This window comes from Mesorhizobium sp. M1403, from assembly GCF_040317695.1.
Classification (GTDB): Bacteria; Pseudomonadota; Alphaproteobacteria; order Rhizobiales; family Rhizobiaceae; genus Mesorhizobium.
Genome location: NZ_JAMYKY010000013.1, coordinates 57,581 through 81,076, shown reverse-complemented (window position 1 = coordinate 81,076; position 23,496 = coordinate 57,581). Strand labels below are relative to the sequence as shown.

Here is a 23,496-nt window from a genome sequence, read left to right as displayed (position 1 = left end):
GTGAACATCAGTTCGGTCCTAAATGTCTCTTGTCCATTCGGCATATGTGTCTTCGCCGAAACGCATGTCGCGCAATTTGCGAAATCCCGGCGGGATATGGTTGGCATCTATCGGCGATGCAATGCCGTCCTCGCCGATCGCATCCGGCCCCTGAAACAGCACGATGCGATCGACGAGTTGTTCGTCGAGGAACGCCTTGGCCACCTTGGCGCCGCCCTCGACCAGCACGCTCGCCATGCCCAGCGCCGCCAGATCCTCGAGCAGTTCCGGCAGCGCAATATCGCCTTCATACGTCTCAGTGCCGATGAAGCGCACTCCGGTGCGTTCGAGCGCGGCCCGCCGACGTGGATCGGCCTCGGCACACGCGGCGACATAGAGCGGGACCCGGTCGACGCCGGAAACCAGCTTCGAGGTCTCCGGCAGCCTGATCTGGCGGTCGAGCACGATGCGCGCCGGCGAACGGTTCTCAAGTCCCGGCAGCCGCACCGTCAGCGCCGGATCGTCCTCCAGCGCGGTGCCGATGCCGATCAATATGCCGTCCGCTTCGGCGCGCATCAGATAGACTTCGCGCCGCGCGATATCGCCGGTAATGGAGACCTGCCCCTCGCCTTTCACGCCGATCTTATTGTCGCTCGAAAGCGCAAGCTTCAGAATCACTTCCGGGCGTTTTTTCAGAGATCGAATCAAATAGCCGGCCATCTGCTCCGCGGCCTTGGCCGCCAGCACTTTTTCCATCACCTCGACGCCCGCGGCACGCAAGATGGCGTAGCCCTTGCCGGAAACACGCGGGTCCGGATCGCTGGCAGCGCCAACCACCCGCGCCACGCCGGCGCTGACCAGCGCATTGGCGCAAGGCGGCGTGCGGCCGTGATGGGCGCAAGGCTCCAGCGTTACATAGGCGGTGGCGCCTTGCGCCAGCTCACCGGCCTCGGCCAGCGCCTCGGTTTCGGCATGCGGCCGGCCGCCGACGGCCGTGACGCCGCTGCCGACGATCATTGGCCCGTCGCCGTCATCGCGTACGATGAGCGTGCCGACGGAAGGATTGGTCGACGTCCGGCCGGCATTTTTGCGCGACAGCCTGAGGGCTGCCGCCATATAGCGGCGATCGAGGACCTCTTGCTTCGCCGTGCTGCGCTCGGACCCTGCCATGCTCAGCCGGCGTCCTCTTCGCTCTTCAGCTCTCCGCCCCTGGGCTCGTCACTTTTGAGCTCGTCGCCTTTGAGCTCGCCCAACACGTCGTGGAAATCCTTGGCCTCGCGGAAATTGCGGTAGACGGAGGCAAAGCGCACATAGGCGACATCGTCGAGCGACTTAAGCGCCTCCATGACCAGCCGGCCGACTTCGCCGGAGGCGACCTCGGTCTCGCCCGAGCTTTCCAGCTGGCGCACTATGCCGGTCACCGCGCGGTCGATGCGCTCCGGGTCGACGTTACGCTTGCGTACCGCAATCTCGACCGAGCGCAGCAGCTTGTCGCGGTCGAACGGCACCTTGCGTCCCGACTTCTTCACCACGACGAGATCGCGCAATTGGACGCGCTCGAAAGTGGTGAAGCGGCCGCCGCAATCCGGGCAGACGCGCCGCCTGCGGATCGCCGCGCCGTCTTCGGCGGGGCGCGAATCCTTCACCTGCGTATCTTCGGACTGGCAGTAGGGACAGCGCATGGAGAGCCTTCGGTTCGCGATTCTCGTGGAGCGAAAGGCTTAGAGGTTTTTGCCACGATGGCAAAGTATGGCCGATGACCGATCGCGTCTCAGAGATAGCGAGGCACGAGGAAAATTGCGAGAGCGGCAATCAGTTGGACGGCAATCCGCCAATCAGGGAGCGACGTCGCCGGTCGGGAAGCCGCAGGACGTGCCGAGATAGCGATAGGCCTTGGTGAAGCCGTCCATCGATATGGTCGCGACCGGCTTGTCGGCGAAGCTGACATCGAGGGCGCTGGTACGGCGCATGGCACGCAGTATGGCGAGGGTTGTCTCGGGCTTGTTGTTCACTATCCACTGGCCGTCGGCGATAAGATGAAAACCAGCCTTGATCTTGTCGTTGACGTCGCGGAACACCGCCGGGATGTTGTCGCCCTTAGGCAAGTCACCGTTTCTCACGGCGATGATGAGGCTCGGATAGCCCTCGGGCGGCAGTACGTCGCCATTCGAGATGGCTAGCGTAAGGGTGCCGCTGGTGCCGTTTGCGTCGAAAAAGACCGTCGAGGCGGCGCAGGTCTTGCGCACATCCTCACCGGTGTTGACCTCGTCCACCGTGGTGGACCACCTGCCGAAGGTCTCTGTCTTGGGTGCTGCCGGGGTCGGCTCGGTCTGTGCCAAGGCGAGGCCGGACAGCTGCAAGATAGCCGATGCCAGCAAGGCACCAAAGCCGGCGAAACGGAAAGTTGGCATCATTGAGCTTCTCCGCAGGTGCCTTGCTGTCGCACCGGGATTGTCCCGCACATGGAGGTCACTAGCGTCGGTCAACCAAGATACGGATAAAGCGGAAAACGATCCGTCAATGCCGCCACCTTGGCCTTCACGGCTGCCTCGACGGCCGCATTGCCCTCATCGGAATTGGCGACCTTCAGTCCATCCAGCACTTCGGTGATCAGCTTGCCGATCTCACGGAACTCGGCCTGGCCGAAGCCGCGTGTGGTGCCGGCCGGCGTGCCGAGCCGAACGCCCGAGGTGACGAAAGGCTTTTCCGGATCGAAGGGGATGCCGTTCTTGTTGCAGGTGATGTTGGCGCGGCCAAGGGCAGCTTCGGCGCGCTTGCCGGTGGCGTTCTTGGGACGCAGATCGACCAGCATCAGATGATTGTCGGTGCCGCCGGAGACAATGTCGAGACCGGTTTCCTGCAGGCTGGAGGCCAGCGCCTTGGCATTGGCAACGACGCTCTCCGCGTAGATCTTGAAGCTCGGCTTCAGCGCTTCGCCCAGAGCCACCGCCTTGGCGGCGATGACATGCATCAGCGGTCCGCCCTGCAGGCCGGGGAAGACGGCCGAGTTCATCTTCTTGGCAATGTCCTCGTCATTGCAAAGGATCATGCCGCCGCGCGGGCCGCGCAGCGATTTGTGCGTCGTGGTGGTGACCACGTGGGCGTGCGGCAGCGGCGACGGATGCATGCCGCCGGCGACCAGGCCGGCGATGTGGGCCATGTCGACCATCAGATAGGCACCGATCGAGTCGGCGATCTCGCGAAAACGCTCCCAGTCCCAGACGCGTGAATAGGCGGTGCCGCCGGCCAGGATCAATTTCGGCTTGGTCTCATGGGCGGTCTTCTCGATCGCATCCATGTCGAGCAGATGATCTTCCCTGCGCACGCCATAGGAGACAACCTTGAACCATTTGCCGCTCATATTGACAGGCGAGCCATGCGTCAGGTGGCCGCCGGAATTGAGGTCGAGGCCCATGAAGGTGTCGCCGGGCTGCAGCAACGCCAGGAACACCGCCTGGTTCATCTGGCTGCCGGAATTCGGCTGGACGTTGGCGAAGTTGCAGCCGAACAGCTTTTTCGCGCGTTCGATGGCCAGTTCCTCGGCGACATCGACGAATTGGCAGCCGCCATAGTAGCGCTTGCCCGGATAGCCCTCGGCATATTTGTTGGTCATGATCGACCCTTGCGCCTCGAGCACGGCGCGCGAGACGATGTTTTCCGAGGCAATCAGCTCGATCTCATGGCGCTGGCGGCCGAGTTCGTTGCGGATGGCGCCGAAAATCTCGGGGTCGGCATCGGCAAGCGTGGTTTCGAAGAAGGATTCGAATTTGTTCGACACTGCCGCTGCTGTTGCCATGGGCTGAAATCCTCAAGGTTCGGGGTCTGTCGCGCCATTAACACAGTTGCTTTCGGCCCGCCACGTTTGCTGCGCGAAATTTGCTGGCCGGATTGCGCCAGAGAGACTGGCGGCCTCTATTTCCTTGCCTGCCGACCCTTCAGCAGGGCCTCGGTGAGCGTGATCTCGGTGAACAGCGCCGCGTGGTTTGCATATGGTCCGTGGAGAACCGATTTTCGGAATCATGCGCAAAGCTCAGAGCGCGACGGCAACAAAAAAGGCCGCCCCTTCCGGCGGCCTTTTGCAAATGAACTCAGCTGCTTAGAGCGCGGATGTGATCTGCAGCTCGTTGGCCCCGTCGAGGCCGTAAATGTCGTCGCGGAACTGCACCACGCCCGGCCCCGTCGACCAGGCCGAGATGTAGAGGAAATAGACCGCCACCGGATTGGTGACCTGCACCGGGACGTTCTCGCCGCTCTTGATCGCCGCCTCGAAGTGCTGGCGATTCCAGCCCGGCGTATCGCGCAGAATCCAGGTGACGAGGTCGCGCACATTCTGGACGCGCACGCAGCCCGATGAATCGAAGCGCATCATCTTGCCAAACAGGCTCTGCTGCGGCGTGTCGTGCATGTAGACGCCGTCCGGGCTGGGGAAATTGATCTTGACCGAGGCCATGGCGTTGCCAGCGCCCGGATCCTGGCGGAAGCGGTACTTCTCGGCGTCGTCGGTCGACCAGTCGACGGTCAGCGGATCAACCTCGCTGCCATCCGGCGCGAACAGACGGATGTGGCTGTCCTTGAGATAGTTGGGGTCCTTCCGCATCAGCGGAATGATGTCCTTGCGCACGATCGAGACCGGCGCGTTCCAGTAGGGATTGACGATGATCTCGTTGATCTTGGAATTGACGATCGGCGTCTGCCGGTCGATTTTGCCGACGATTGCGGTATGGCGCAGCACGACGCGATCGTTCTCAACGGCTTCGATCTGGGCGCCCGGGATGTCGACCAGCACGTAACGGTTGCCCAGCGTGCCGGCGCGCTCGCGCAGCCGCTGCAGATTGGTCTGCAACTGGCCGAGCCGAATTGGCGCCGAAACATTCATCGCGGCATAAGAATATTGGCCCAGCGTCCCGTCGGCAGGCAGGCCATGGCGCGCCTGGAAGCGCTTGACCGCGGAGTCGACGTAGGAATCGAAGGCTGTCGAAATGCCGGCGCTCTCCGCCAGATCGCCCGCAATCATCAGACGCTTGCGCAGCGGGACCACGTCGGGATCGTCGACGCCGAGCTGCAATTTCTTGGTGTCGGGAACCGGCTCCCAGCCGCCCTGGGCGACAATGTTCTGGTATTGCGCGACCGCCTGCTCGGTAAACGAAACGGTCTGCAGGCTGAAGATCGGCAGCGTCGAGGCCACCTTGCCGCCCTGGCTGGGGCGGGCGTCGAACTGGTCGTCCCAATTGCCGCGGGCCGAGGATTTCAGGATATCTCCGATCACATCCTGCGCACTGGCACGGCCGGCGACCATAGCGGCTGCGAGCGCGGAGGCTCCTGAAAGGAAGAAACGGCGGCTGGTTCTCATGGACGGTCCAGACATTCTTGCTACAATTCAACCTACCGGGCGGTCTCGCCCGCACTCTAGAGTTGGCTTCTTAACAATTAGCCAACCATGGCCCGCATCACTTCGGTGTAAAAACACATGGGAAGTGATTTGAGCACAGGACAAATGCACGGCTTTGGCCCCAGCATCACCCGCATCTTCGGTTCCACTGGAATATGGCGGCAACGTGGCTGTTGCTCGAATTTGGATCGGCCGGCCTGACGAAACGGAAAGACCGGTGCTTTTCGGCACCGGCCTTTGGTCCGCTCCGCGGCAGCGCTCCCGTGGTCCAGCTTCGGATTTTTATGCGGCGGGTGCGACTACATCCGGTAAGCGATGGTATCGTTCCAGAACCGGTCCAGCCGCTGCAGGGCGCGATTCATCTGCTTGAACTCTTCGGTGTTGATGCCGCCGACCTGCTCGATCGAGCCGACATGGCGCTCATATAGGCCGGCGACGACCTCCGCCACCTCATTGCCCTTCGGCGTCAGCGAAACCCGCACCGAACGGCGGTCGATGCGCGAGCGCTGGTGGTTGATGAAGCCGAGATCGACCAGCTTCTTCAGATTGTAGGAGACATTCGAGCCGAGATAATAGCCGCGCGAGCGCAGCTCGCCGGCCGTCAACTCCGAATTGCCGATGTTGAACAGGAGCAGCGCCTGGATGGCGTTGATATCGGAGCGGCCGTTGCGGTCGAATTCGTCCTTGATCACGTCAAGCAGACGGCGGTGTAGCCGCTCGACCAGCTGCAGCGATTCCATGTACAGCGAACGGATCGCCTCGCGGCGGTCATCGGATACGTTGGCGGTCTTCGCCGCCGGACGCGAATTGATCATTGTCTTTGCCTCTCGTTTGTCGCCCGGTGATTTTTTGTTCTTCACCTTGATCGCGACACTATCGAATACTCATAAAATTCGACTTAAACGCCAAGGCTAACAAGAGCTTACCGGTAAGGGGTTTCGAAAGAGGCTTAACGGACGGTCACCCGAGCAAGGATAATTAACCTAAAGATTTAGCCACCGATCCTTGACCGGAATTGCTATCGCCGGGCCTGCCGCTTCTGGATCCAGATCACCACGCGGAATACGATGTAGAGCAGCGCCACCGCAAGATGCGAGGCGACGATCAGCAGCCGGTGGCCGAACAGCTCGGGGAAGCCGGCATACATGACCGTCTCGGTCACCGCGCAGATGAACCAGATCACCGGCCCCCAGGACGCCAGCATCCACAGGCCGGCGGCGGCGAATGGAAAAAACACCGCCAGCACCACCGCCGCCACCTGCCAGTGCACCGGCATCAGGTCGAAGCGCCATAAGGGGCCGGGGTAAAAGCCGATCAGCCGGATCCAGTACAAGATGCCGAACAGCAGGCAGTAGCCGGCGATGACGCGCTGGAACCAGGCGAAGATGACCTCGACCGTCGAGGGCTGCAGCACCACGCGTCTCGAGGCGGCCTCGCTCACAACTTCAGTTCCCGTTCGCCGAGCGGTGCGAAATAGGCATCGACGTCGACGGCGCTGACCTTATCGATGCCTGCCGGCCGCCATTGCGGCGTCGAGCCCTTGTCGATGATGGCAGCACGGATGCCTTCATAGAAGTCGTGCCCGGCAAGCATGCGGTTGAGGATACGGAACTCCATTTTCATGCACTCGTCCATCGACAACGTCTGCCCGGCTCTGATCTGGCGCCAGGCGACATGCAGGCTGGTCGGCGACCGGGTGCGGATGGTGGCCAGCGTCTTTGCCGCGAACTCGTCGGCAGTGGCTGCCCGCTCCAGGCTGGCGACGATATCGGCCAGCGACGGCTGCGCGAAATGCCTGGCGATGACTTCCAGCGTCGGCCTGTCGGTCTCGCGTTTGGCCGGGACGAAGCAGCCGCGCAGCACCGATTCCGGGTCGCCGCTTGCCGCCAGCCGGTCGAGAAAGCCAGCTTGATCCTCCGCCCTGATCGTATGCGTGGCCAGGCCCGACCACAAAGCATCGCCATGGCGGATGCGGTTGCCGGTCAGCGCCAGATACATGCCGAAGCTGCCGCCGAGATCCGGCAACAGATGGCTGGCGCCGACATCCGGGAAAAAGCCAATGCCGACCTCGGGCATGGCGAACTGGGCGTTCTCGGTCAGCACCCGCTGCGAGCCATGGAAGGAGATGCCGACGCCGCCGCCCATGACGATGCCGTCGATCAGCGCGACATAGGGTTTTTTGAAACGGGCGATACGGGCGTTCAGCCGGTATTCGTCGGCGAAGAAATCGACCGGAGGCTTTCCTGCCCGGCCGGCCTCGTAGATATGAAGGATGTCGCCGCCTGCCGAAAACGCCCTGCCCTCGGCCTTGACGACAACGACGTCAACGCCGTCGTCACGCTCCCAGCTGCGCAGCGCCTTGTCCAGCGCTTTGACCATGCGGTGGGTCACGGCATTGAGCGCCTGCGGCCGCGTCAGCGTGACGACGCCGGCCCTGCCCAATCTTTCGAAGCGAATCTCGTCGCCTCCGCCAAAATCCATCGCCAGAGAATCCCTCCCCGCGCCCGCCGGGAGTGAAGTGCTAAAGCGTGGCGCATGGCCGCGTCAATGGCGGGCACGCCAGCGCAGCCTCTGGCCCGGACCGGAAGCCGGTGCTAACAATCGACGGCTAGAGGCAGTAATGACGAAAAAGTCATGGCAGGCGCGTTGCAACGCGGCACCGACGGGGACGTCGTCTATGATTCGATTTTCGCGCCTTGCACTGGTGGCAATCGGGTTAGTCTGCACCTGCCTGGCTGGCCATCCGGCCTTGGCGACAAGCCTCGCCGAACTCTACCAGTCGCAAACCATCGTCAATGGCCAGGGAGAAGAACATCGTCAGGCCGGCTTCAAGGTCTGCCTCGACAAAGTGCTGGTGCGGGTATCCGGCGACCAGCGCCTGCCGGCGAAACCTCAGATGACAGCACTGCGCGACAAGGCCGGCAGCTTCGTCAGCAGCTTCCGCTACCGCGATCGCATGGAAGGTATTCCAAACCATGATGATCAAGGCACGTACGACCGGCCGCACGATCTCACTTGCCAGTACACGCCGCCGGTGATCGATAAAGTGCTTGCTGAGCTCGGCAGCAAGCCGTGGCTCGGCGAGCGGCCGATCATCTCGGTACTGCTGGCTGTGCAAGATGCACGCCAGCATTTTGTCTTGGCGAGCGACGGAGACGAAAGCCCCTATATGGCAGAGTCCTTTCAATCGGCAGCCGGACCGTTGGCGATGAAGATCGTCATTCCAAGCAAGGCCGCTCTGGTAAAAACCGGGGCGATTTTCGAACAGGTGCGTGCGCTCTCACCCGAATTGCTTGCGAGAACTGTCGGCAACCAAGAGCTCTTGGCCGGCAGCCTAGTCTGGAGCGACAAGGAGTTGGGCTGGATCGCCGATTGGCGGCTTGCCATGGCCGGCAAGACCTACAAGTGGCAAGTGCGCGGCGTCAACTTCGACGAGGCATTCCGCGTCGCCATGCGGGGTGCTGCGCAGATCCTGTCAGGCAATGGCCAACCAGAATAGCGCCCGACAGGACCGCTGGCACAATCGTGTCGCATTGGTCAGCAGCGGGGGCTCGTGGTAAAAGTCGCCCGATCCGGAGTTTTGGCGATGAACAAATTCACCCCTGCAAAGCCTGCCGGCGCGCGCAGCGTCGACGAGATCACCGGCAGCCGGCGGCTGCGGCGCATGCGCAAGGCCGATTGGTCGCGCCGCCTTGTCCAGGAGAACCGGCTCTCGGTCGACGATCTGATCTGGCCGATCTTTGTCGTCGACGGCAGACAAGTGCGCGAACCGATCGCCGCCATGCCCGGCGTCTTCCGCCTGTCGCTCGACCTCGCCGTCAAGGAGGCTGAGCGCGCGGCTAAGCTTGGCATTCCGGCGATCGCCACTTTCCCCAATGTCGAGCTCGGCCTGCGCGATCAGACCGGTTCGCACATCCTCGATCCGGAAAACATCATCAACCGCGCCACCCGCGCCATCAAGCGCGCGGTGCCGGAGATCGGCATCATCACCGACGCGGCGCTGGACCCGTTCACCTCGCATGGCCATGACGGCATCTTGCGCGACGGCATTATCGTCAACGATGAAACGGTGGAGCAGGTGACGGCAGCAGCCGTCATCCAGGCGGCGGCAGGGGCCGACATCATCGCCCCCTCGGACATGATGGACGGCCGGATCGGTGCCATCCGCGATGCGCTGGACGCCAATGGGTTTCAGGATGTAGCGATCATGTCCTATGCGACCAAGTTCGCATCCGCCTTTTACGGCCCCTACCGCGAGGCGGTCGGCACCGCCGGCCTGCTCAAGGGCGACAAGAAGACCTATTACATCGATCACGCCAATTCCGACGAAGCGGTGCGCGAGGCCGAGCAGGATCTCGCCGAGGGCGCCGACATGCTGATGGTCAAGCCCGGCCTGCCCTATCTCGACATCATCCGCCGGCTGAAGGACGAGTTGCAGATGCCGACCTTTGCCTATCAAGTGTCGGGCGAATATTCGATGATCAAGGCCGCCGCCGCCAATGGCTGGATCGACGGGGAAAAGGCGATGCTTGAATCGCTTCTCGCCTTCAAGCGCGCCGGCTGCGACGGCATCCTGACCTATTTCGCGCCGGAAGTGGCTGAGATGCTGAAGGGGTGATGCGCCTCCGTAGCGCCCACATCGAGTAACGTTCCTTCGTCCAAAGCGCGACATGGCCACCGCAGGGCAATCGCTTCAGGTTTGCGCTGCCCCTCATTGCCCTGCCGGGCATTTCTCCTCGTATAGTGACGGGGAGAAAGACGCGTTCGCAAAAGATTTCGCCAATCTCCAGCGTTGCAAAAACATCGCCGAGGTTGCGGCCAGCCCCTTCGCCCCGTCACTATACGGGGAGAAGGTGCCGGCAGGCGGATGAGGGACGGCGCCAACATTGAGATTGGTCATTCCAACATGATTTGGAAGCGATTGCCCCGGCGATTCAAAAAACCGCTTGCAAAATGCAATCAGTTAAGCTAACCCGATAACTGCTGCATCGCACAATTGGTTATCGAGGAGGCTCTCATGTCCAAACTTCGCGTCAAGGCTTTCACCCTGTCGATCGACGGCTTCGGCGCCGGTCCCGACCAAGACCTCAAGAACCCGCTGGGTGTTGGCGGCGAAGCCCTGCACGAATGGATGTTCGGCACCCGCACCTTCCGAAAGATGGTCCTCGGCAAGGATGGCGGGACCACGGACACTGACGAGATGTTCGCGGCGCGCAGCTTCGAGAATGTCGGCGCATGGATCCTCGGCCGCAACATGTTCGGGCCGATCCGCGGCGAGTGGCCTGACGAGAGCTGGAAAGGCTGGTGGGGAGACAATCCGCCATACCACGTGCCGGTCTTCGTGCTGACGCACCATCAGCGGGATCCCATTGTCATGGAGGGCGGCACGACCTTCTATTTCGTGACCGACGGCATCCACTCAGCGCTGGAGAAGGCGAAAGCAGCGGCTGACGGCAAGGATGTACGGCTGGGCGGTGGCGTTTCTACGATCCGGCAGTATCTCAAGGAAAAGCTCATCGACGAGATGCATCTGGCGATCTCACCTGTCCTGCTCGGCGCAGGCGAGAGCCTTTTTGCCGGCATCGACATGCCCAAGCTCGGCTACCGCTGCAGCGAGCAGGTCGCGACGCCGAAGGCCACGCATGTCATCATCGAGCGCGATTAGGAAGTAGCGTGGGCGTTTTTGTCTGCGCTATTGGCGAACCCTTTGGTGCAGCCCCTTTCTCCCCGTCACTATACGGGGAGAAATGCCCGGCAGGGCAATGAGGGGCGGCGCAAGCGATCAAAGATTACGCTGCCGGACAATACCACCGAGGGCAATATGACGTCAGAATAAGTTTAGTCCACGAAGTGATTTGAGCGGGTTCAATTGTCGAGGTTGGCGCCGCCCCCTCATCCGCCTGCCAGCACCTTCTCCCCGTATAGTGACGGGGAGAAGGAGGCCCAGCCTCAATACTTCTCCGGCACGTACAGTTCGCGCGGCAGCACCTGGCGCTCGTATTCGGGATTGAAGACGCGCTCGGGCAGTGTGATCTCCTCGTGCGGCACCTCCTCATAGGGCATTTGCTTGAGGAGATGGTCGATGCAATTCAGCCGCGCCCGCTTCTTGTCGTTGCCCTCGACGATGAACCAGGGAGCTTCCGGGATGTTGGTGCGGGCAAAGGTTTCTTCCTTGGCCTTTGTGTACTGTTCCCAGCGCACGCGCGACTGGAGGTCCATCGGCGACAGTTTCCATTGCTTCATCGGGTCATGGATGCGCATCAAAAAGCGCATCTGCTGCTCCTCATCGGTGATCGAAAACCAGTATTTGACAAGCGTAATGCCTGAGCGGACGAGCATGCGTTCGAAATCCGGCACGTCGCGAAAGAACTCCTCGACCTGATCCGGCTGGGCAAAGCCCATCACCCGCTCGACGCCGGAGCGGTTGTACCAGGAGCGGTCGAACAGCACGATCTCACCGCCGGCCGGCAGATGCGGAACGTAGCGCTGGAAATACCATTGCGACTTCTCGCGCTCGGTCGGCGCCGGTAGTGCTACGACGCGGCAGATGCGCGGATTGAGCCGCTGGGTGATGCGCTTTATGACGCCACCCTTGCCCGCCGAGTCGCGGCCCTCGAATACCACGACGAGCTTCTTCTTGTGATAGGCGACCCAGGACTGCAGCTTGATCAATTCGGATTGCAGCGTGATCAGATCGCGAAAATATTGCAGGCGGTCGATCGATGGCGGATGCGCATTCTTATAGATCTTGGCGATCTCCATCGACAGCGCCGGCTCAGAGATTTCCAGCTCATAATCTTCGTCGAGCGTGTCGGCGAGTTCCGCTTCCAGCCAGTCCCTGGCCGGGGAATTCTGTTTTATCTCGGTCATTTGCGCTGCTCCGCTTACAGGCCGTGTCGGCCGCTGTCAGGCGCTCTGCCGCCCGGCCCGGCGGCCGGAAATCGAAGTGCTGAACCGATGTTAGTATAGGCCGGCAATGACGGTTTTATTGCAGCCGCTGTTGTGCTGGCTGCGCGTCCAATCCGTAAGATGTGATCGATGTTGCCCTGCAACACGGGCGACAAGCGGAACGAATTATCCTACAAATGCCCGGTTCATTCAGGGCTGTCGTTTGAAACGCCCTTTCCCGATAAAATCATGAGGATACGACATGGAATACCGCACTCTCGGCCGTTCCGGGCTGAAGGTTTCGACGCTGACCATGGGCACCATGACGTTCGGCGGCGGCGGCGCGTTTTCGGCGGTCGGCAAGACCGACCTCGACGAGGCGCGCCGGATGATCGACCTTTGCATCGATGCCGGCATCAACGTCATCGACACCGCCAACGTTTATTCGAACGGGGTGTCAGAGGAGATCATCGGCGAGGCGCTCGGCGGCAAGCGCAAGGGCGACGTGTTGATCGCCTCCAAGGCGCGCATGCGGATCGGCAAAGGCCCCAATGATGAAGGCCTGTCGCGCTATCATCTGATCCGCGAATGCGAGAGGAGCCTGAAGCGCCTCAGGACCGATGTCATCGACATCTATTTCCTGCACGAGTGGGATGGCCTGACACCGCTCGAGGAAACCATCGCCGCGCTCGACACGCTGGTCGCGCAGGGCAAGGTCCGCTATGTCGGCTGTTCCAATTATTCCGGCTGGCAGGTGATGAAGGGGCTCGGTATCAGTGACCGTCATCACCAGCCGCGCTTCGTCACCCAGCAGATCCACTACACGCTGGAAGCCCGCGAGGCCGAGTATGAATTGTTGCCGATCTCGGTCGACCAGGGGCTCGGCGTGCTGGTCTGGAGCCCGCTCGCCGGCGGATTGCTGTCCGGCAAATATCACCGTGACCAGCCGACCGCCCGCCAGCTCAGCGGCTGGTCGGAACCGCCGATCCGCGACGAGGACCGGCTGTGGCGGATCGTCGACGTGCTGATCGATATCGGCAAGAACCACGGCGTGTCGGCAGCGCAGGTGGCGCTTGCCTGGTTGCTTGGCCGGCCCGCCGTCAGTTCGCTGGTGATCGGCGGACGAACCGAAGCGCATTTCAAGGACAATATCGCTGCTGCAAGCCTGGTGCTCGGCGATGAGGAGCGCACACGCCTCGACGTGGTCAGCAGGCCGCCCGTGCTCTATCCCTACTGGCACCAGCAATTCACGGCAAAGGACCGGTTCGGGCCCGCCGATCTCGTCCTCGACCGGGACGGCGCCTGAAAAAACGCCCTGAAGCGGGGCTCCCCGGACTGCGACGAGATATGGAGCCGATCGTGCCTTGCGGTGTTGTGTTTGTGGCCCAATGCTCCTAGGCAAAGGCCAAGCACAATGAAAGGAAACGATATGGCACGAGCACCGAACTACGGTCAGGAACGCAAGGAACGCGACCGGCAGAAGGCTGCCAAGAAGGCGGAAAAGCAGGCTGCCAAGGTCGCGGCCAAGGAGCGCTCGAAGCCCGAGGGCGAAAGCGAGTCCCAAACCAACACCGAAACGGCCGAGTGATGATATCAGGCCTGTCAGGCGGCCCGGGTCTCGATCAAGTCCCCGCTATGCCTCAGGCCGGCGCCTTGTCGCTGACGAAGACGTTCACTTCGCGGGCGGCGGCAATGAAGGCCCGTCTTGCGTTCATGGCCGGCTTGTCGCCGGCAAGCGCATCATGACAGGCTTGCAGCGCTTCGCGGTGCTTGGGGCTGCGCTTGCCGGGCCAATTGTTGAGGAGGTAGTCGGAAGCCTCGCGGGCCGTACGCAAGAGCTGATTGCTTCCCGCCGCGCCCTTGACGGTCACGGGTGTGTCAAATCGGTTGTTTTCCATCGCCGCTCTTACGCCATCGGCATTTGCGAAGCGAGACCGAAAGTAGCTTTCTTCGCTCATCTGCCTTTTTCGTGATCAATGGCCGCCGATCCTCACTCAAGCGACGACGGCAAATCCCCTGGCGCGCAGGCCGCGCCGGTCGTTGCGCAACGACGTCACCAGCCGGTCGCGGCTGCCGTCGATATGAGATGAAAGCAGGCAGGCGGCCCCGTCGGCATCGCCGGCCCGCACCGCCGACAGAATGTCATGGTGTTCGGCCCAGGCACGGCCAAGCGCTGCCTCGTCGCGAACCTCGAGCCAGCGGGCGCGCGACAGGCGCGTCATCGCATCACGAACCGCTCTGAACAGGAACTCGTTGCCTGACAGGCGCGCCAGCTCGATATGAAAATCCATGCCGACACGATGCCATTCCTCGCGCGGCGTCTGGTCGTCGCAGGAATCGAGCATCGCCTCGATGATTTCGACGGCACCCCTGTCCTGCAAGGCACAAGTCAGCCTGACTGCCGCGACCTCGACCGCCTCGCGATAGACGGCGATCTGCTCCAGCTCGGCAAGATTGATGGGCGAGACCGTCCAGCCGCGGCCGTCGCGGCAGATCAGGCCTTCGGTCTCGAGCCGCAGCAACGCCGCCCTGACCGGCGTGCGCGAGGCGCCGAAGCGGCTTTCGACCCAGCGCTCCGTCAGCCGCTCGCCGGGACCGATCTCGAGCCCGAGGATCATCTCGCGAAGCTGCTTTTCGACGTTCTGCATCTGCGACATTGGCGTTCCGTTTGTTGGAGCCGGTTCATTGGCCTTCTGTTCACCGGCCATTACTGGCGATCACTTTGCAGGGACCGCATTGACAGCGACCAGCCTTGCGTCCATGACGGATACCAGTTTGGTATCCCAAAATGGTATCCACAGCAAGTTCTCATACGAGATGGCCGGACAGGACAGGACATGCCGCAAGACGCCACCCTCGCCGTGCAAGGCACGCACAACGTCCACTGGCGTCGCAATCTCGCCGTGTGTTTTGCCGGCTCGTTCAGCACACTCGCAGCGATGACGCTGCTGTTGCCGTTCCTGCCGCTCTACGTCGAACAGCTGGGCGCCGAGGGCCATGCGGCGATCGTGCAGTGGTCGGGCATCGCCTACGGCGCCACTTTCCTTGCTGCCGCGCTGGTCGCACCCCTGTGGGGGCGGTTAGGCGACCGCTACGGCCGCAAACTGATGCTGGTGCGCGCCAGTTTCGGCATGGCGCTGTGCATGTCGCTGACCGGCATGGTGCAGACTGTCTGGCAATTGGTGTTCTTGCGCCTGCTGATCGGCTTTGCCGGCGGCTATTCTTCGGGCTCGACCATCCTGGTTGCCATGCAGACGCCGAAGGATCGCTCCGGCTGGGCGCTGGGCGTGCTGTCGGCCGGAATCACGGCCGGTGCCCTGGTCGGCCCGCTGCTCGGCGGCGCGCTGCCGCCGCTGATTGGCATCCGCGCCACATTCCTGCTCGCCGGCGGCGTCATTTTCCTGGCCTTTCTGGCAACCACCTTGCTGATCAAGGAGGCCCCTCGCCCGGTTGCCGCCAAGGCCGCGTCAGAAGAAAAGGCGAAAGGCGGCTGGTCGCAAATTCCCGACAAGCGCCCCGTCGTCGCCATGCTGGCGACCGGGACGCTGTTGAGTTTCGCCACCATGTCGATCGAGCCGATCATCACCGTCTATGTCCAGCAGCTCATCGAAGATCCGAGCCAGGTCACGCTGGTCTCCGGCATCGTCATGTCGGCGGCAGCGCTCGGCGCCATCCTGTCGGCGTCGCGGCTCGGCAAGCTCGCCGACCGTATCGGCCACTGGAACGTCATCGTTGCCGCGCTCGCAGTCTCGGCGCTGCTCCTGATCCCGCAGGCCTTCGTCACGCAAGGCTGGCAGCTCGTCGGCCTGCGTTTCCTGATGGGCGTGGCGCTTGGCGGTCTTTTGCCCTGCATCACCAGCGTCATCCGCCACAATGTGCCCGACGGCGTCGGCGGTAATGTGCTGGGCTTGTCGATCTCGGCGCAATATGTCGGTCAGGTCGCCGGACCGCTGCTCGGCGGCTTCGTTGGTGGCCATTTCGGCATGCGCGCGGTGTTTCTCGGCACATCCGTGCTGATGGCAGGCGGAGCGGCCTATAACTGGCTGGTCCAGTCGCGCCGCGAACGCGACATGCTGGCGGAAGCCGGCAAATCCTGACACGGTTCGCAGCGCTATCTCAGGCGGTCGCCAGCAATTACGGAGGCGTGGAAATGAGCACGGATGAACACGCGGCAGGCGGCCGCATTCTGATATTTGCCGGCGGCCTATGCGGCGCAACCGGCGTGGTGCTTTCGGCGGCGTCGGCACATCTCGGCGGCGCTTTCGTCGGCACGGCCGCGTCCTTCCTGCTCATGCATGCGCCGGTCTTCCTTGTCGTCGGGCTGCTCGGAGGAAATATCATCCTGCGAAGCGGAAGCCTCATCCTCCTCGTCGGGCTTCTGCTGTTCTCGGGAGATCTCCTCGCTCGCGACTTCCTTGGCTCGCGGCTGTTCCCGATGTCGGCGCCGATCGGCGGCACCTTGCTGATCGGCGGCTGGCTGGTGATGGCCGCCTCGGCGCTGGTGCGTCCGCGCCGCCATTGATGCGGCAACCAATGGCGGCCGCCCTCGATCCACGAGCTCTGTCTTGCCAGCTCAGTCTCGCGGACGTTCGGGCCGGACTTGGCCGTCGCGTTTGGTGGTCTTGACCACACGCCGTCGCTCCGGCCGTTCGGTGGCCGGCGAGATGCCCCAATGATTGCGATAGATGTCTTCGAACAGATGCTTGATCGGGTGCATGGCTTAATCTCCTCTAGCTTATTTGAATCGATCCAAGCAGCATGCGCAAAAAATACGCTGCCGATCAGCTCCGCTTGCGTCGCGTCAGGAAACGCAGGTCGCGAATCCACGGACCGGTCCTGTCGCGCCGCTTCCGGGCCTCCGCGCTGGAGCGGATGCTCCAGTCGTTCTGGTAAATGTCCTCGAACAGATAATTGACGGGGTGCATGGCACTCTCCTCTTGTATCGATCCAACCTGCGGACGAAAGCGCGCTTGGATCGATTCAAAGAATACGCGCCGCACCATAAATGTCAAGCAAAAATTTGAATCGATCCAAGGAAGGTGTTAGGTAATTGGCGATACTGTTGGACCGGAGTCCCGGAGACAAACAAATGGCATCACTCACCGAAGGCAGCAGGAGGCCCATCCGGCTGGCCGACATCGCCAAAGCCGCGGGCGTATCACACGGCACTGCCTCCAATGTCTTCAGCCGTCCCGAAATCGTGCGCGAGGAAGTCCGCGAGCGGGTCAAGGCGGCGGCCGAGGCGCTGGGCTATGCCGGCCCCGATCCAAAGGGCCGCCTGCTGCGTGCCGGCAAGGTCAATGCGATCGGCGTCGCCACCACCGAGCCGCTGTCCTATTTCTTTGACGACCCCTTTGCTCGCGTGATGATGGCCGGCATCTCGGAGGCATGCGACGCCACCGGCGCGGGAATTGCCCTGGTGTCAGCTGGCAACGAGGAAAAACTTGCCTGGAACATCCAGAGCGCCCTGGTCGACGGCTTCATCCTGTTCTGCATCGAGGGCGGTCCGCGCCTCGTCGAGCTGACGCGCGAACGAAAGCTGCCCTTCGTTGCGCTCGAGTTCGGCTCGCAGGACGACACGGTCTCGGCGATCAGTATCGACAATGTTGCCGGCGGCCGGCTCGCGGCGCACCATCTGGCGGTACTTGGACATCGCCGCTTCGCCGTGTTGTCGCTGGCCTTCGCCGACGACAGCACCGGTCTTGTCTCGCCCGAGCAGGTCCGGACAGCGTCGTATACCGGAACCCGTGACCGCCTCCTCGGCTATTTCGAAGAGCTTTCCAGGTTCGGTGTCGACACCGCCAAGGTGCCGGTCTACGAGACCGAAAACGACAAGGCGAGCACAAGGGCTGGTCTCGAAACCATCTTCGCCTCGGCGGAACCGCCGACCGCCATCCTGGCGATGTCGGACCGGATCGCAATGGTGGCATTGGAATGGCTCAACGCACGGGGCATCGCGGTTCCCCGCGATGTTTCCGTCGTCGGCTTCGACGGCGTGCCTGAAGCCGCAATTTGCGAGCCTCCGCTCACCACCATCGCCCAGCCGATCGCCGAGATCGGCCGCCGGGCAGCGCGAAGAATCCTCGACTTCGACGGCACGGTGCGGCGAGAAACGCTCGACGTCGAACTTGTCGTCAGGGCATCGTCCGGACCGCCGCCGAGCATAGCTTGAGGCCGGCAGATCGAGCGTCCAGGTTTATCGGTTCGCTTGCGCGGCCATCGGCCCAATTTCAAAGGACGAGCGGGCCGCCTCGTTGCGGACCGGCTTGCCCTTTCCGGACCAGCCGATGGCAGACAGCCACTCCAGATAGAAGGCGAGCGCGAACTGCATGGCGATGCCGGCGGCGAGCAGCAGACTGTCATAGGCAATGCCGCCCGGGTTGATCAGCTTCATCACTTGCGCCGCCATGGCAATCACCGTTCCGGCAATGAAAACCGGCAACGAGCGTTTGCCCAATATGGCGAGCGGATTGTCACGACCGGTGCGGAACAGGTTCGAGACGGAAGGCAAGGCGACGACCAGGTAGCTCATCGCCAGGATGTGCAGCAGTCGCGGCAACGACAGGAATGTCTTGTCGAAACCGGTCAGCACCACCGGCAGGTCGAGCCATGACACATGCCCCCACAGCGGGCTGTGCACCCAGACGAGCGCCGTGAGCACATAGGCGGCGGCGGCGCCGACCAGCCAGCGATTGACCGGGATGGTGCCGCCGCGCCGCACATGCAACACGCTGGCCATGCCGATATTGAACAGCAATTGCCATGACAGCGGATTGAGGAACCAGAACCCGGGCTCCGGGTAGTTCGGTGGCGCGATCTGGTAGATTCCGGCAAGCAGCCAAAGGGCTGCGGATACGGCAAGCGCCGCCAGTGGCCGATAGCTGATGAACAGCAGGAAGGCCGGCGCCATCAACAGCAGCGCTGCATAGACCGGCAGTATGTTGTTGTAACCGAGCTGATGGCCGAGCGTGACGATGCCGACCAGGACTTGTGGCGGGTTTCTGACGAGCGGCTCGATGTTGATCAGCGTCAGAAGGTCCGGCCGTTTCGCAAACACCGCCGCCGCGCAGAAGATAGCCATGACCACCATCGTCGTGACGATGTGGGTGACATAGAGCACGCCGGCGCGGCGCCACATTTTCAGCGTTGCAATCAGCCGGTTTCCCGGCTGGAATTTGGTGCCGTAGGCGAGAGCGACGGACATGCCGGAGATCAGCACGAAGGCCTCGGCCGCATCCGAAAACCCGAAATTCTTGTAGGTCAGGGTTTCGAAAACGGTGCCCGGCACATGGTCGATGAATATGGTCAGGAGGGCGAGAGCCCGGAACACGTCAATACGCGTATCGCGTTCCGGCGAAACTGGCATGGTCATCGATAAAAGGCCTTAAAGCTGGTTGTTCATGCCGGCATGCGACCACCCGGCGCACACTGCTTCGATCCCTCCCGCGAGGGGATTATATCGGCAAAGAAACGGACTGAAATGCGCCCGGTTCAATCAACTTTCGCGGAGCTTGAAAATATTTCGTTTTGAAGCCGGCAAATTAACGAAAGTAACGCGAAATCAAAAGGATGTGACTATGGCCGAGGAGAGCCTCGAAGACGGTATTTTGCAGGAAAATTCAGGCTTTTTCTACCGGCTCCATCGACCCGCCAATTTACCCGGTGACTGGCTGTTCCTGCAGCATGGATCGGGAGTCGATGAGACGACCTTGCTGCCGCTTGGTCGGCAAATCGCGCCGCATGCGGCGCTGGTTGCGGTCCGTGGCCGCATCCCTCAGGAGGGCGGGTTCCGCTGGTTCACACGAATCACCCCGACGCGTTTCGAACAGACGAGCATCCGTGCGGAGGCGGACGCATTCGCGGGCTTTGTCGACGGCATCGCGAAGCGCCACCGCTTCGATCTCAGCCGCGCGACCTTTGTCGGTTATTCGAACGGCGCCAATCTGGTCTCAAGCGTCATGCTGCTGCATCCGGGCCTGATCGAGCGCGCCGCATTGCTGCGTCCGATGCCGGTGCTTGACGAGGTGCCGCCGGCCGACCTGTCGAAGGCGCGGGCGTTGATCATCGCCGGCGCCGCCGACCTGACCTATGCGCCATTCGCGCCGGTGTTGGCCGCCCTGCTGAGTTCGCATGGCGCCAAGGTCGAGACCCACACCATTGCCTCCGGCCATGAAATCGGCGATCCGGACGCCGAGATCGTCAGGCAATGGCTGGCGGATCCTGCGGTCGCCGTTGCAACGTCAGATCGATGAGCCTCGAAGCTATCCTCGCCCCATGCGGTTCCAGGCGTCCAGCCCGGCGATCTTGTAGGCTTCGGCCAGCGTCGGATAGTTGAAGGTGTTGTTGACGAAGAAGTCGACGGTGCCGCCGAGATTGATGACCGCCTGGCCAATGTGGATGAGTTCGGTCGCGCCCTCGCCGACGATATGGGCGCCGAGCAGACGGCGTGTTTCGATCGAGAACAGAAGCTTCAGGAAGCCGGTATTGACGCCCATGATGTGGCCGCGCGATGTCTCGCGAAACCGCGCCACGCCGACCTCGTAGGCAGCACCACTCTCGCGCACCTGCTCCTCCGACTGGCCGACGGTGGAGATTTCCGGCACGGCGTAGATGCCGTAGGGAAAGGTTTCGGGCGGCGGCGGCAACGGCACGCCAAACGCGTGGCAAGCGGCCACCCTGCCCTGCTCCATCGAGGTCGAGGCCAGGCTCGGAAAACCGATGACGTCGCCGGCGGCATAGATGTTGGACGCGCTGGTCTGGAAGGTCTGCGGATCGACCTTGATGCGGCCTCTGGAATCGGACTCGATGCCGACCGCTTCCAAGCCCAGGCTGCCGACATTGCCGGTACGCCCGGCAGCATAAAGCACCATCTCGGAACGTATGGTGCGGCCGTCTGCCAGCATCACCTCGGCATAATCGGGTTTGGAGGCGATCTCCTTGACGGCGCTGCCTAAGCGGATGGTCATGCCGCGGTCGCGCATCTGATGGATGAAGTCGTCGACGATCTCGCGGTCGACGAAATCCAATATGGTATTGCGCGGCTCGACCAGCGTCACCGGCACGTCGAGCGCCGAAAAGATCGTCGCATATTCGACGCCGATGACGCCGGCGCCGATCACCGTCAGCGTGCGCGGCAGCCGGTCGAGCTCCAGCATCTCGTCACTGTCGAATATCCGTGTCTTGTCGAACGGCACGTCGCGCGGCCGGTGCGGCCGTGTGCCGACCGCGATCAGCGCATGGGCGAAGCCAACCTCGCTGTAGTCGCCGGTGTCGGTGGTCAGGCTGACCTTGTTGGGGCCAAGGAATTTTACCGCGGCGCGAGCGCTCTTGACCGTGTTGCGCATGAACTGGTGCTGCAGCACCTCGACCTCGTGGTCGAGCGTCTTGTGCAGGCGCTCGACCAGATCGCCGACCGAAATGTCCTGCTTGACCCGGTAGCCGCGTCCATAAAAGCCGCGCTCACGCCAGCCCGAGAGGTTGAGCACCGTCTCGCGCAACGTCTTCGACGGTATGGTGCCAGTGTGTACCGACACGCCGCCAAGACGACGACCTCTGTCGACCACCAGCACCGACTTGCCGAGCTTGGCCGACTGCACCGCGGCGCGGCGCCCGGATGGGCCGCTGCCGATGACCAGCATGTCGTAGTCCATGTCGCCCCATCCCCTCGGCTCGGCACCTTTTGTTGCGCCGCAGCAAGCTAACGCTATCCGCGCCATGAATTCAACAAGTCAGACGGCGGCCGGGCACTCCGTCACCATCTACGGCGGCGAATGGTTCGATCTTGATTCCACCGCGAACCTTCACCATTTCATCAATACGCGGCCCGTGCATTAACCCGGGTTCGATTACGAGGAAATGACATGAACGCTCGCGTTCTCGACGGCGAAATCATCACCAGCAGGCTCGAAGACGTCCGCGCCTATGAGGGCGTGCGCACGCGGCGCATTCTCGCCTTCGTCATCGATTATTTCATCGTCGCGCTGCTCACCATTCCTTTCGCGATCCTGGTGTTCTTGTTTGGGCTGTTGACGCTCGGCCTCGGCTGGATGCTGTTTTCCATTCTCGTGCCGGCCGTCGCCATCCTCTACATCTGGAACACGCTCGGCAGTAAAGATCAGGCCACCGCCGGCATGAAGATGATGGGCATCCGGCTCGACCGGCTCGACGGCAGCCGCATCGACGGGTTGACTGCCGTCGTCCATTCGGTGTTGTTTTGGGCCGGCAATGTCATCCTCTCGCCGCTGGTCCTGCTGGTGAGCCTGTTTTCCGACCGCAAGCGCACGCTGCACGACCTGCTGCTCGGCACGGTCGTCAGCCGCAGCGGCCGCTGAGCGGCTTTGAAGCGCGGCCGCAGCCTTTGCGCACAAAAGTGAAGACGTCCATTCACACAGGCTTTCACAATCCTGTTGAATTTTTCGGCGTCCGCGCCAAAGGTAGAGCGATTCGCAGGAGTGTTTCCAAGGCTCGATGACGCAGCACCCGACCCAGTCGCCACAGTTCTTTCTGACCGCGCCCTCGCCGTGTCCCTATCTCGAGGGCCAGTTCGAGCGCAAGGTGTTCACCCACCTGGTCGGCGACAAGGCCCCCGAGATGAACGATCTGTTGACGCAGGGCGGGTTCAGGCGGTCGCAGAACATCGCCTACAGGCCGGCTTGCGAGACCTGCCGCGCCTGCGTGTCGGTGCGCATCCTGGCGCAGGAGTTCACCGCCAGCCGCAACATGAAACGCGTCATACAGCATAATTCGGATCTGGTCGGCGCCATGCACGACGCCGAACCCTCCACCGAGCAGTATTCGCTGTTCCGCAGCTATCTCGACGCCCGCCACCGCCGTGGCGGCATGTCCGATATGACCGTGCTCGACTACGCCATGATGGTCGAGGATACCCATGTCGACACCAAGGTCATCGAATACCGTCGCCGCGGACCTGACAGCTTCATCACCGGCAAGGGTCAGGGCGAACTGATCGCCGTGGCGCTCACCGACAAGATGGCCGATGGCCTGTCGATGGTCTATTCCTACTTCAACCCGGATTTCGAGGACCGTTCCCTCGGCACCTTCATGATCCTCGACCACATCGCCCGCGCCAGGGCGATGGGCCTGCCCCATGTCTACCTGGGCTACTGGGTCAACGGCTCGCGCAAGATGAATTATAAGATGCGCTTCCAGCCGCAGGAGCATCTCGGCCCGAAAGGCTGGGAACGCTACAATCACGAAGCGGTTTCGCGCTGATTTCCGCT

General features: G+C 62.3%; 27 protein-coding genes. 12 read left to right on the top strand and 15 right to left on the bottom strand.

The genetic code is table 11. From position 1 onward, the window contains the following. Window positions 1-18: 18 nt before the first annotated feature. The 8 genes from ribD to NKH01_RS20675 all read right to left on the bottom strand — a co-directional run bounded on the left by ribD (window position 19) and on the right by NKH01_RS20675 (window position 7,849). Entirely contained in the window at window positions 19-1,149 is a 1,131-nt protein-coding gene (ribD, locus tag NKH01_RS20710; RefSeq protein WP_023717276.1) for a bifunctional diaminohydroxyphosphoribosylaminopyrimidine deaminase/5-amino-6-(5-phosphoribosylamino)uracil reductase RibD, read from the bottom strand. Window positions 1,150-1,151: 2 nt separating this feature from the next. After that, entirely contained in the window at window positions 1,152-1,661 is a 510-nt protein-coding gene (nrdR, locus tag NKH01_RS20705) for a transcriptional regulator NrdR (protein WP_352481231.1), read from the bottom strand. Window positions 1,662-1,814: 153 nt separating this feature from the next. Then, window positions 1,815-2,393, bottom strand: coding sequence for an invasion associated locus B family protein (locus tag NKH01_RS20700; protein WP_352481232.1), 579 nt, complete (start codon window positions 2,391-2,393; stop codon window positions 1,815-1,817). Between the two features lie 68 nt (window positions 2,394-2,461). Further along, window positions 2,462-3,775, bottom strand: a complete 1,314-nt coding sequence (gene glyA / locus NKH01_RS20695; protein ID WP_352845118.1) for a serine hydroxymethyltransferase — start codon at window positions 3,773-3,775, stop codon at window positions 2,462-2,464. Window positions 3,776-4,075: 300 nt separating this feature from the next. Then, window positions 4,076-5,329, bottom strand: coding sequence for a L,D-transpeptidase family protein (locus NKH01_RS20690; RefSeq protein WP_353022122.1), 1,254 nt, complete (start codon window positions 5,327-5,329; stop codon window positions 4,076-4,078). Window positions 5,330-5,667: 338 nt separating this feature from the next. Continuing rightward, on the bottom strand, window positions 5,668-6,183 hold the full coding sequence (gene ldtR, locus NKH01_RS20685; protein ID WP_023674486.1) for a transcriptional regulator LdtR: 516 nt from the start codon (window positions 6,181-6,183) through the stop codon (window positions 5,668-5,670). Window positions 6,184-6,386: 203 nt separating this feature from the next. Further along, window positions 6,387-6,809: a DUF6163 family protein gene (locus NKH01_RS20680; protein WP_023717270.1), complete on the bottom strand. Its 423-nt coding sequence runs from the start codon at window positions 6,807-6,809 to the stop codon at window positions 6,387-6,389. Beyond that, on the bottom strand, window positions 6,806-7,849 hold the full coding sequence (locus tag NKH01_RS20675) for an enoyl-CoA hydratase/isomerase family protein (protein ID WP_353022119.1): 1,044 nt from the start codon (window positions 7,847-7,849) through the stop codon (window positions 6,806-6,808). The genes NKH01_RS20680 and NKH01_RS20675 overlap by 4 nt, the downstream gene beginning before the upstream one ends. On the opposite strand from NKH01_RS20675, the gene NKH01_RS20670 reads away from it, so the two are divergent. The 3 genes from NKH01_RS20670 to NKH01_RS20660 all read left to right on the top strand — a co-directional run bounded on the left by NKH01_RS20670 (window position 7,788) and on the right by NKH01_RS20660 (window position 11,033). Then, complete coding sequence (locus tag NKH01_RS20670; protein ID WP_353022118.1) at window positions 7,788-8,867, top strand: DUF2066 domain-containing protein; 1,080 nt, start codon at window positions 7,788-7,790, stop codon at window positions 8,865-8,867. The two genes, NKH01_RS20675 and NKH01_RS20670, sit on opposite strands and share 62 nt — an antisense overlap. An 87-nt stretch (window positions 8,868-8,954) precedes the next feature. Next, on the top strand, window positions 8,955-9,986 hold the full coding sequence (gene hemB, locus NKH01_RS20665; RefSeq protein WP_023717267.1) for a porphobilinogen synthase: 1,032 nt from the start codon (window positions 8,955-8,957) through the stop codon (window positions 9,984-9,986). A gap of 399 nt (window positions 9,987-10,385) precedes the next feature. Next, window positions 10,386-11,033, top strand: a complete 648-nt coding sequence (locus NKH01_RS20660) for a dihydrofolate reductase family protein (RefSeq protein WP_353022116.1) — start codon at window positions 10,386-10,388, stop codon at window positions 11,031-11,033. Between the two features lie 284 nt (window positions 11,034-11,317). Here the strand turns inward: NKH01_RS20660 and ppk2 are convergent, their stop codons facing one another. After that, window positions 11,318-12,238, bottom strand: coding sequence for a polyphosphate kinase 2 (ppk2, locus tag NKH01_RS20655; protein ID WP_352491852.1), 921 nt, complete (start codon window positions 12,236-12,238; stop codon window positions 11,318-11,320). 280 nt (window positions 12,239-12,518) lie between these two features. Between ppk2 and NKH01_RS20650 the strand changes: the two genes are divergently transcribed. Both NKH01_RS20650 and NKH01_RS20645 read left to right on the top strand, forming a co-directional pair. Further along, the gene (locus NKH01_RS20650) at window positions 12,519-13,562 is read left to right on the top strand and encodes an aldo/keto reductase (protein ID WP_023717264.1); all 1,044 of its coding nucleotides are present in this window, start codon (window positions 12,519-12,521) and stop codon (window positions 13,560-13,562) included. A 123-nt stretch (window positions 13,563-13,685) separates the two neighbouring features. After that, complete coding sequence (locus tag NKH01_RS20645) at window positions 13,686-13,844, top strand: hypothetical protein (RefSeq protein ID WP_292656176.1); 159 nt, start codon at window positions 13,686-13,688, stop codon at window positions 13,842-13,844. A gap of 52 nt (window positions 13,845-13,896) precedes the next feature. On the opposite strand, the gene NKH01_RS20640 is transcribed toward NKH01_RS20645, so the two are convergent. Then, complete coding sequence (locus NKH01_RS20640) at window positions 13,897-14,154, bottom strand: DUF982 domain-containing protein (protein ID WP_023674477.1); 258 nt, start codon at window positions 14,152-14,154, stop codon at window positions 13,897-13,899. A gap of 96 nt (window positions 14,155-14,250) precedes the next feature. Then, window positions 14,251-14,913, bottom strand: a complete 663-nt coding sequence (locus NKH01_RS20635; protein WP_023717262.1) for a GntR family transcriptional regulator — start codon at window positions 14,911-14,913, stop codon at window positions 14,251-14,253. 180 nt (window positions 14,914-15,093) lie between these two features. On the opposite strand from NKH01_RS20635, the gene NKH01_RS20630 reads away from it, so the two are divergent. Beyond that, entirely contained in the window at window positions 15,094-16,353 is a 1,260-nt protein-coding gene (locus NKH01_RS20630; protein WP_352495299.1) for a multidrug efflux MFS transporter, read from the top strand. A 53-nt stretch (window positions 16,354-16,406) separates the two neighbouring features. Then, window positions 16,407-16,778, top strand: coding sequence for a DUF423 domain-containing protein (locus tag NKH01_RS20625; RefSeq protein WP_352845125.1), 372 nt, complete (start codon window positions 16,407-16,409; stop codon window positions 16,776-16,778). 51 nt (window positions 16,779-16,829) lie between these two features. Here the strand turns inward: NKH01_RS20625 and NKH01_RS20620 are convergent, their stop codons facing one another. Beyond that, window positions 16,830-16,973: a hypothetical protein gene (locus NKH01_RS20620; protein ID WP_353022113.1), complete on the bottom strand. Its 144-nt coding sequence runs from the start codon at window positions 16,971-16,973 to the stop codon at window positions 16,830-16,832. 64 nt (window positions 16,974-17,037) lie between these two features. Then, entirely contained in the window at window positions 17,038-17,181 is a 144-nt protein-coding gene (locus NKH01_RS20615; protein ID WP_353022111.1) for a hypothetical protein, read from the bottom strand. A 164-nt stretch (window positions 17,182-17,345) separates the two neighbouring features. On the opposite strand from NKH01_RS20615, the gene NKH01_RS20610 reads away from it, so the two are divergent. Then, complete coding sequence (locus tag NKH01_RS20610) at window positions 17,346-18,428, top strand: LacI family DNA-binding transcriptional regulator (protein ID WP_352640053.1); 1,083 nt, start codon at window positions 17,346-17,348, stop codon at window positions 18,426-18,428. Between the two features lie 24 nt (window positions 18,429-18,452). Here the strand turns inward: NKH01_RS20610 and NKH01_RS20605 are convergent, their stop codons facing one another. Further along, window positions 18,453-19,628, bottom strand: a complete 1,176-nt coding sequence (locus NKH01_RS20605; protein ID WP_352640052.1) for an OpgC family protein — start codon at window positions 19,626-19,628, stop codon at window positions 18,453-18,455. A gap of 28 nt (window positions 19,629-19,656) precedes the next feature. On the opposite strand from NKH01_RS20605, the gene NKH01_RS20600 reads away from it, so the two are divergent. Beyond that, on the top strand, window positions 19,657-20,508 hold the full coding sequence (locus NKH01_RS20600) for an alpha/beta hydrolase (protein WP_353022109.1): 852 nt from the start codon (window positions 19,657-19,659) through the stop codon (window positions 20,506-20,508). Window positions 20,509-20,517: 9 nt separating this feature from the next. Here NKH01_RS20600 and sthA read toward each other — a convergent pair whose 3' ends face one another. Then, a complete protein-coding gene (gene sthA, locus NKH01_RS20595) occupies window positions 20,518-21,906 on the bottom strand; it encodes a Si-specific NAD(P)(+) transhydrogenase (RefSeq protein WP_352845133.1) in 1,389 nt (462 codons plus the stop codon). Here sthA and NKH01_RS20590 point away from each other — a divergent pair. From NKH01_RS20590 to NKH01_RS20580, 3 genes are all read left to right on the top strand, one after another. Continuing rightward, entirely contained in the window at window positions 21,905-22,090 is a 186-nt protein-coding gene (locus NKH01_RS20590; protein WP_353022107.1) for a hypothetical protein, read from the top strand. The two genes, sthA and NKH01_RS20590, sit on opposite strands and share 2 nt — an antisense overlap. Window positions 22,091-22,116: 26 nt before the next feature. Then, window positions 22,117-22,587 (top strand): RDD family protein, encoded by a 471-nt coding sequence (locus NKH01_RS20585; protein WP_352789619.1) that lies wholly within the window; start codon window positions 22,117-22,119, stop codon window positions 22,585-22,587. 136 nt (window positions 22,588-22,723) lie between these two features. Continuing rightward, on the top strand, window positions 22,724-23,488 hold the full coding sequence (locus NKH01_RS20580; RefSeq protein WP_023717252.1) for an arginyltransferase: 765 nt from the start codon (window positions 22,724-22,726) through the stop codon (window positions 23,486-23,488). Window positions 23,489-23,496 lie beyond the last annotated feature (8 nt).

Bases quoted from the DNA above. Each gene is read 5' to 3' on its own strand.
- ribD (WP_023717276.1), bottom strand. From the start codon at position 1,149: ATGGCAGGGTCCGAGCGCAGCACGGCGAAGCAAGAGGTCCTCGATCGC.
- nrdR (WP_352481231.1), bottom strand. From the start codon at position 1,661: ATGCGCTGTCCCTACTGCCAGTCCGAAGATACGCAGGTGAAGGATTCG.
- NKH01_RS20700 (WP_352481232.1), bottom strand. From the start codon at position 2,393: ATGATGCCAACTTTCCGTTTCGCCGGCTTTGGTGCCTTGCTGGCATCG.
- glyA (WP_352845118.1), bottom strand. From the start codon at position 3,775: ATGGCAACAGCAGCGGCAGTGTCGAACAAATTCGAATCCTTCTTCGAA.
- NKH01_RS20690 (WP_353022122.1), bottom strand. From the start codon at position 5,329: ATGAGAACCAGCCGCCGTTTCTTCCTTTCAGGAGCCTCCGCGCTCGCA.
- ldtR (WP_023674486.1), bottom strand. From the start codon at position 6,183: ATGATCAATTCGCGTCCGGCGGCGAAGACCGCCAACGTATCCGATGAC.
- NKH01_RS20675 (WP_353022119.1), bottom strand. From the start codon at position 7,849: ATGGATTTTGGCGGAGGCGACGAGATTCGCTTCGAAAGATTGGGCAGG.
- hemB (WP_023717267.1), top strand. From the start codon at position 8,955: ATGAACAAATTCACCCCTGCAAAGCCTGCCGGCGCGCGCAGCGTCGAC.
- NKH01_RS20660 (WP_353022116.1), top strand. From the start codon at position 10,386: ATGTCCAAACTTCGCGTCAAGGCTTTCACCCTGTCGATCGACGGCTTC.
- ppk2 (WP_352491852.1), bottom strand. From the start codon at position 12,238: ATGACCGAGATAAAACAGAATTCCCCGGCCAGGGACTGGCTGGAAGCG.
- NKH01_RS20650 (WP_023717264.1), top strand. From the start codon at position 12,519: ATGGAATACCGCACTCTCGGCCGTTCCGGGCTGAAGGTTTCGACGCTG.
- NKH01_RS20645 (WP_292656176.1), top strand. From the start codon at position 13,686: ATGGCACGAGCACCGAACTACGGTCAGGAACGCAAGGAACGCGACCGG.
- NKH01_RS20640 (WP_023674477.1), bottom strand. From the start codon at position 14,154: ATGGAAAACAACCGATTTGACACACCCGTGACCGTCAAGGGCGCGGCG.
- NKH01_RS20635 (WP_023717262.1), bottom strand. From the start codon at position 14,913: ATGTCGCAGATGCAGAACGTCGAAAAGCAGCTTCGCGAGATGATCCTC.
- NKH01_RS20630 (WP_352495299.1), top strand. From the start codon at position 15,094: ATGCCGCAAGACGCCACCCTCGCCGTGCAAGGCACGCACAACGTCCAC.
- NKH01_RS20625 (WP_352845125.1), top strand. From the start codon at position 16,407: ATGAGCACGGATGAACACGCGGCAGGCGGCCGCATTCTGATATTTGCC.
- NKH01_RS20620 (WP_353022113.1), bottom strand. From the start codon at position 16,973: ATGCACCCGATCAAGCATCTGTTCGAAGACATCTATCGCAATCATTGG.
- NKH01_RS20615 (WP_353022111.1), bottom strand. From the start codon at position 17,181: ATGCACCCCGTCAATTATCTGTTCGAGGACATTTACCAGAACGACTGG.
- NKH01_RS20610 (WP_352640053.1), top strand. From the start codon at position 17,346: ATGGCATCACTCACCGAAGGCAGCAGGAGGCCCATCCGGCTGGCCGAC.
- NKH01_RS20605 (WP_352640052.1), bottom strand. From the start codon at position 19,628: ATGACCATGCCAGTTTCGCCGGAACGCGATACGCGTATTGACGTGTTC.
- NKH01_RS20600 (WP_353022109.1), top strand. From the start codon at position 19,657: ATGCCGGCATGCGACCACCCGGCGCACACTGCTTCGATCCCTCCCGCG.
- NKH01_RS20590 (WP_353022107.1), top strand. From the start codon at position 21,905: ATGTCGCCCCATCCCCTCGGCTCGGCACCTTTTGTTGCGCCGCAGCAA.
- sthA (WP_352845133.1), bottom strand. From the start codon at position 21,906: ATGGACTACGACATGCTGGTCATCGGCAGCGGCCCATCCGGGCGCCGC.
- NKH01_RS20585 (WP_352789619.1), top strand. From the start codon at position 22,117: ATGAACGCTCGCGTTCTCGACGGCGAAATCATCACCAGCAGGCTCGAA.
- NKH01_RS20580 (WP_023717252.1), top strand. From the start codon at position 22,724: ATGACGCAGCACCCGACCCAGTCGCCACAGTTCTTTCTGACCGCGCCC.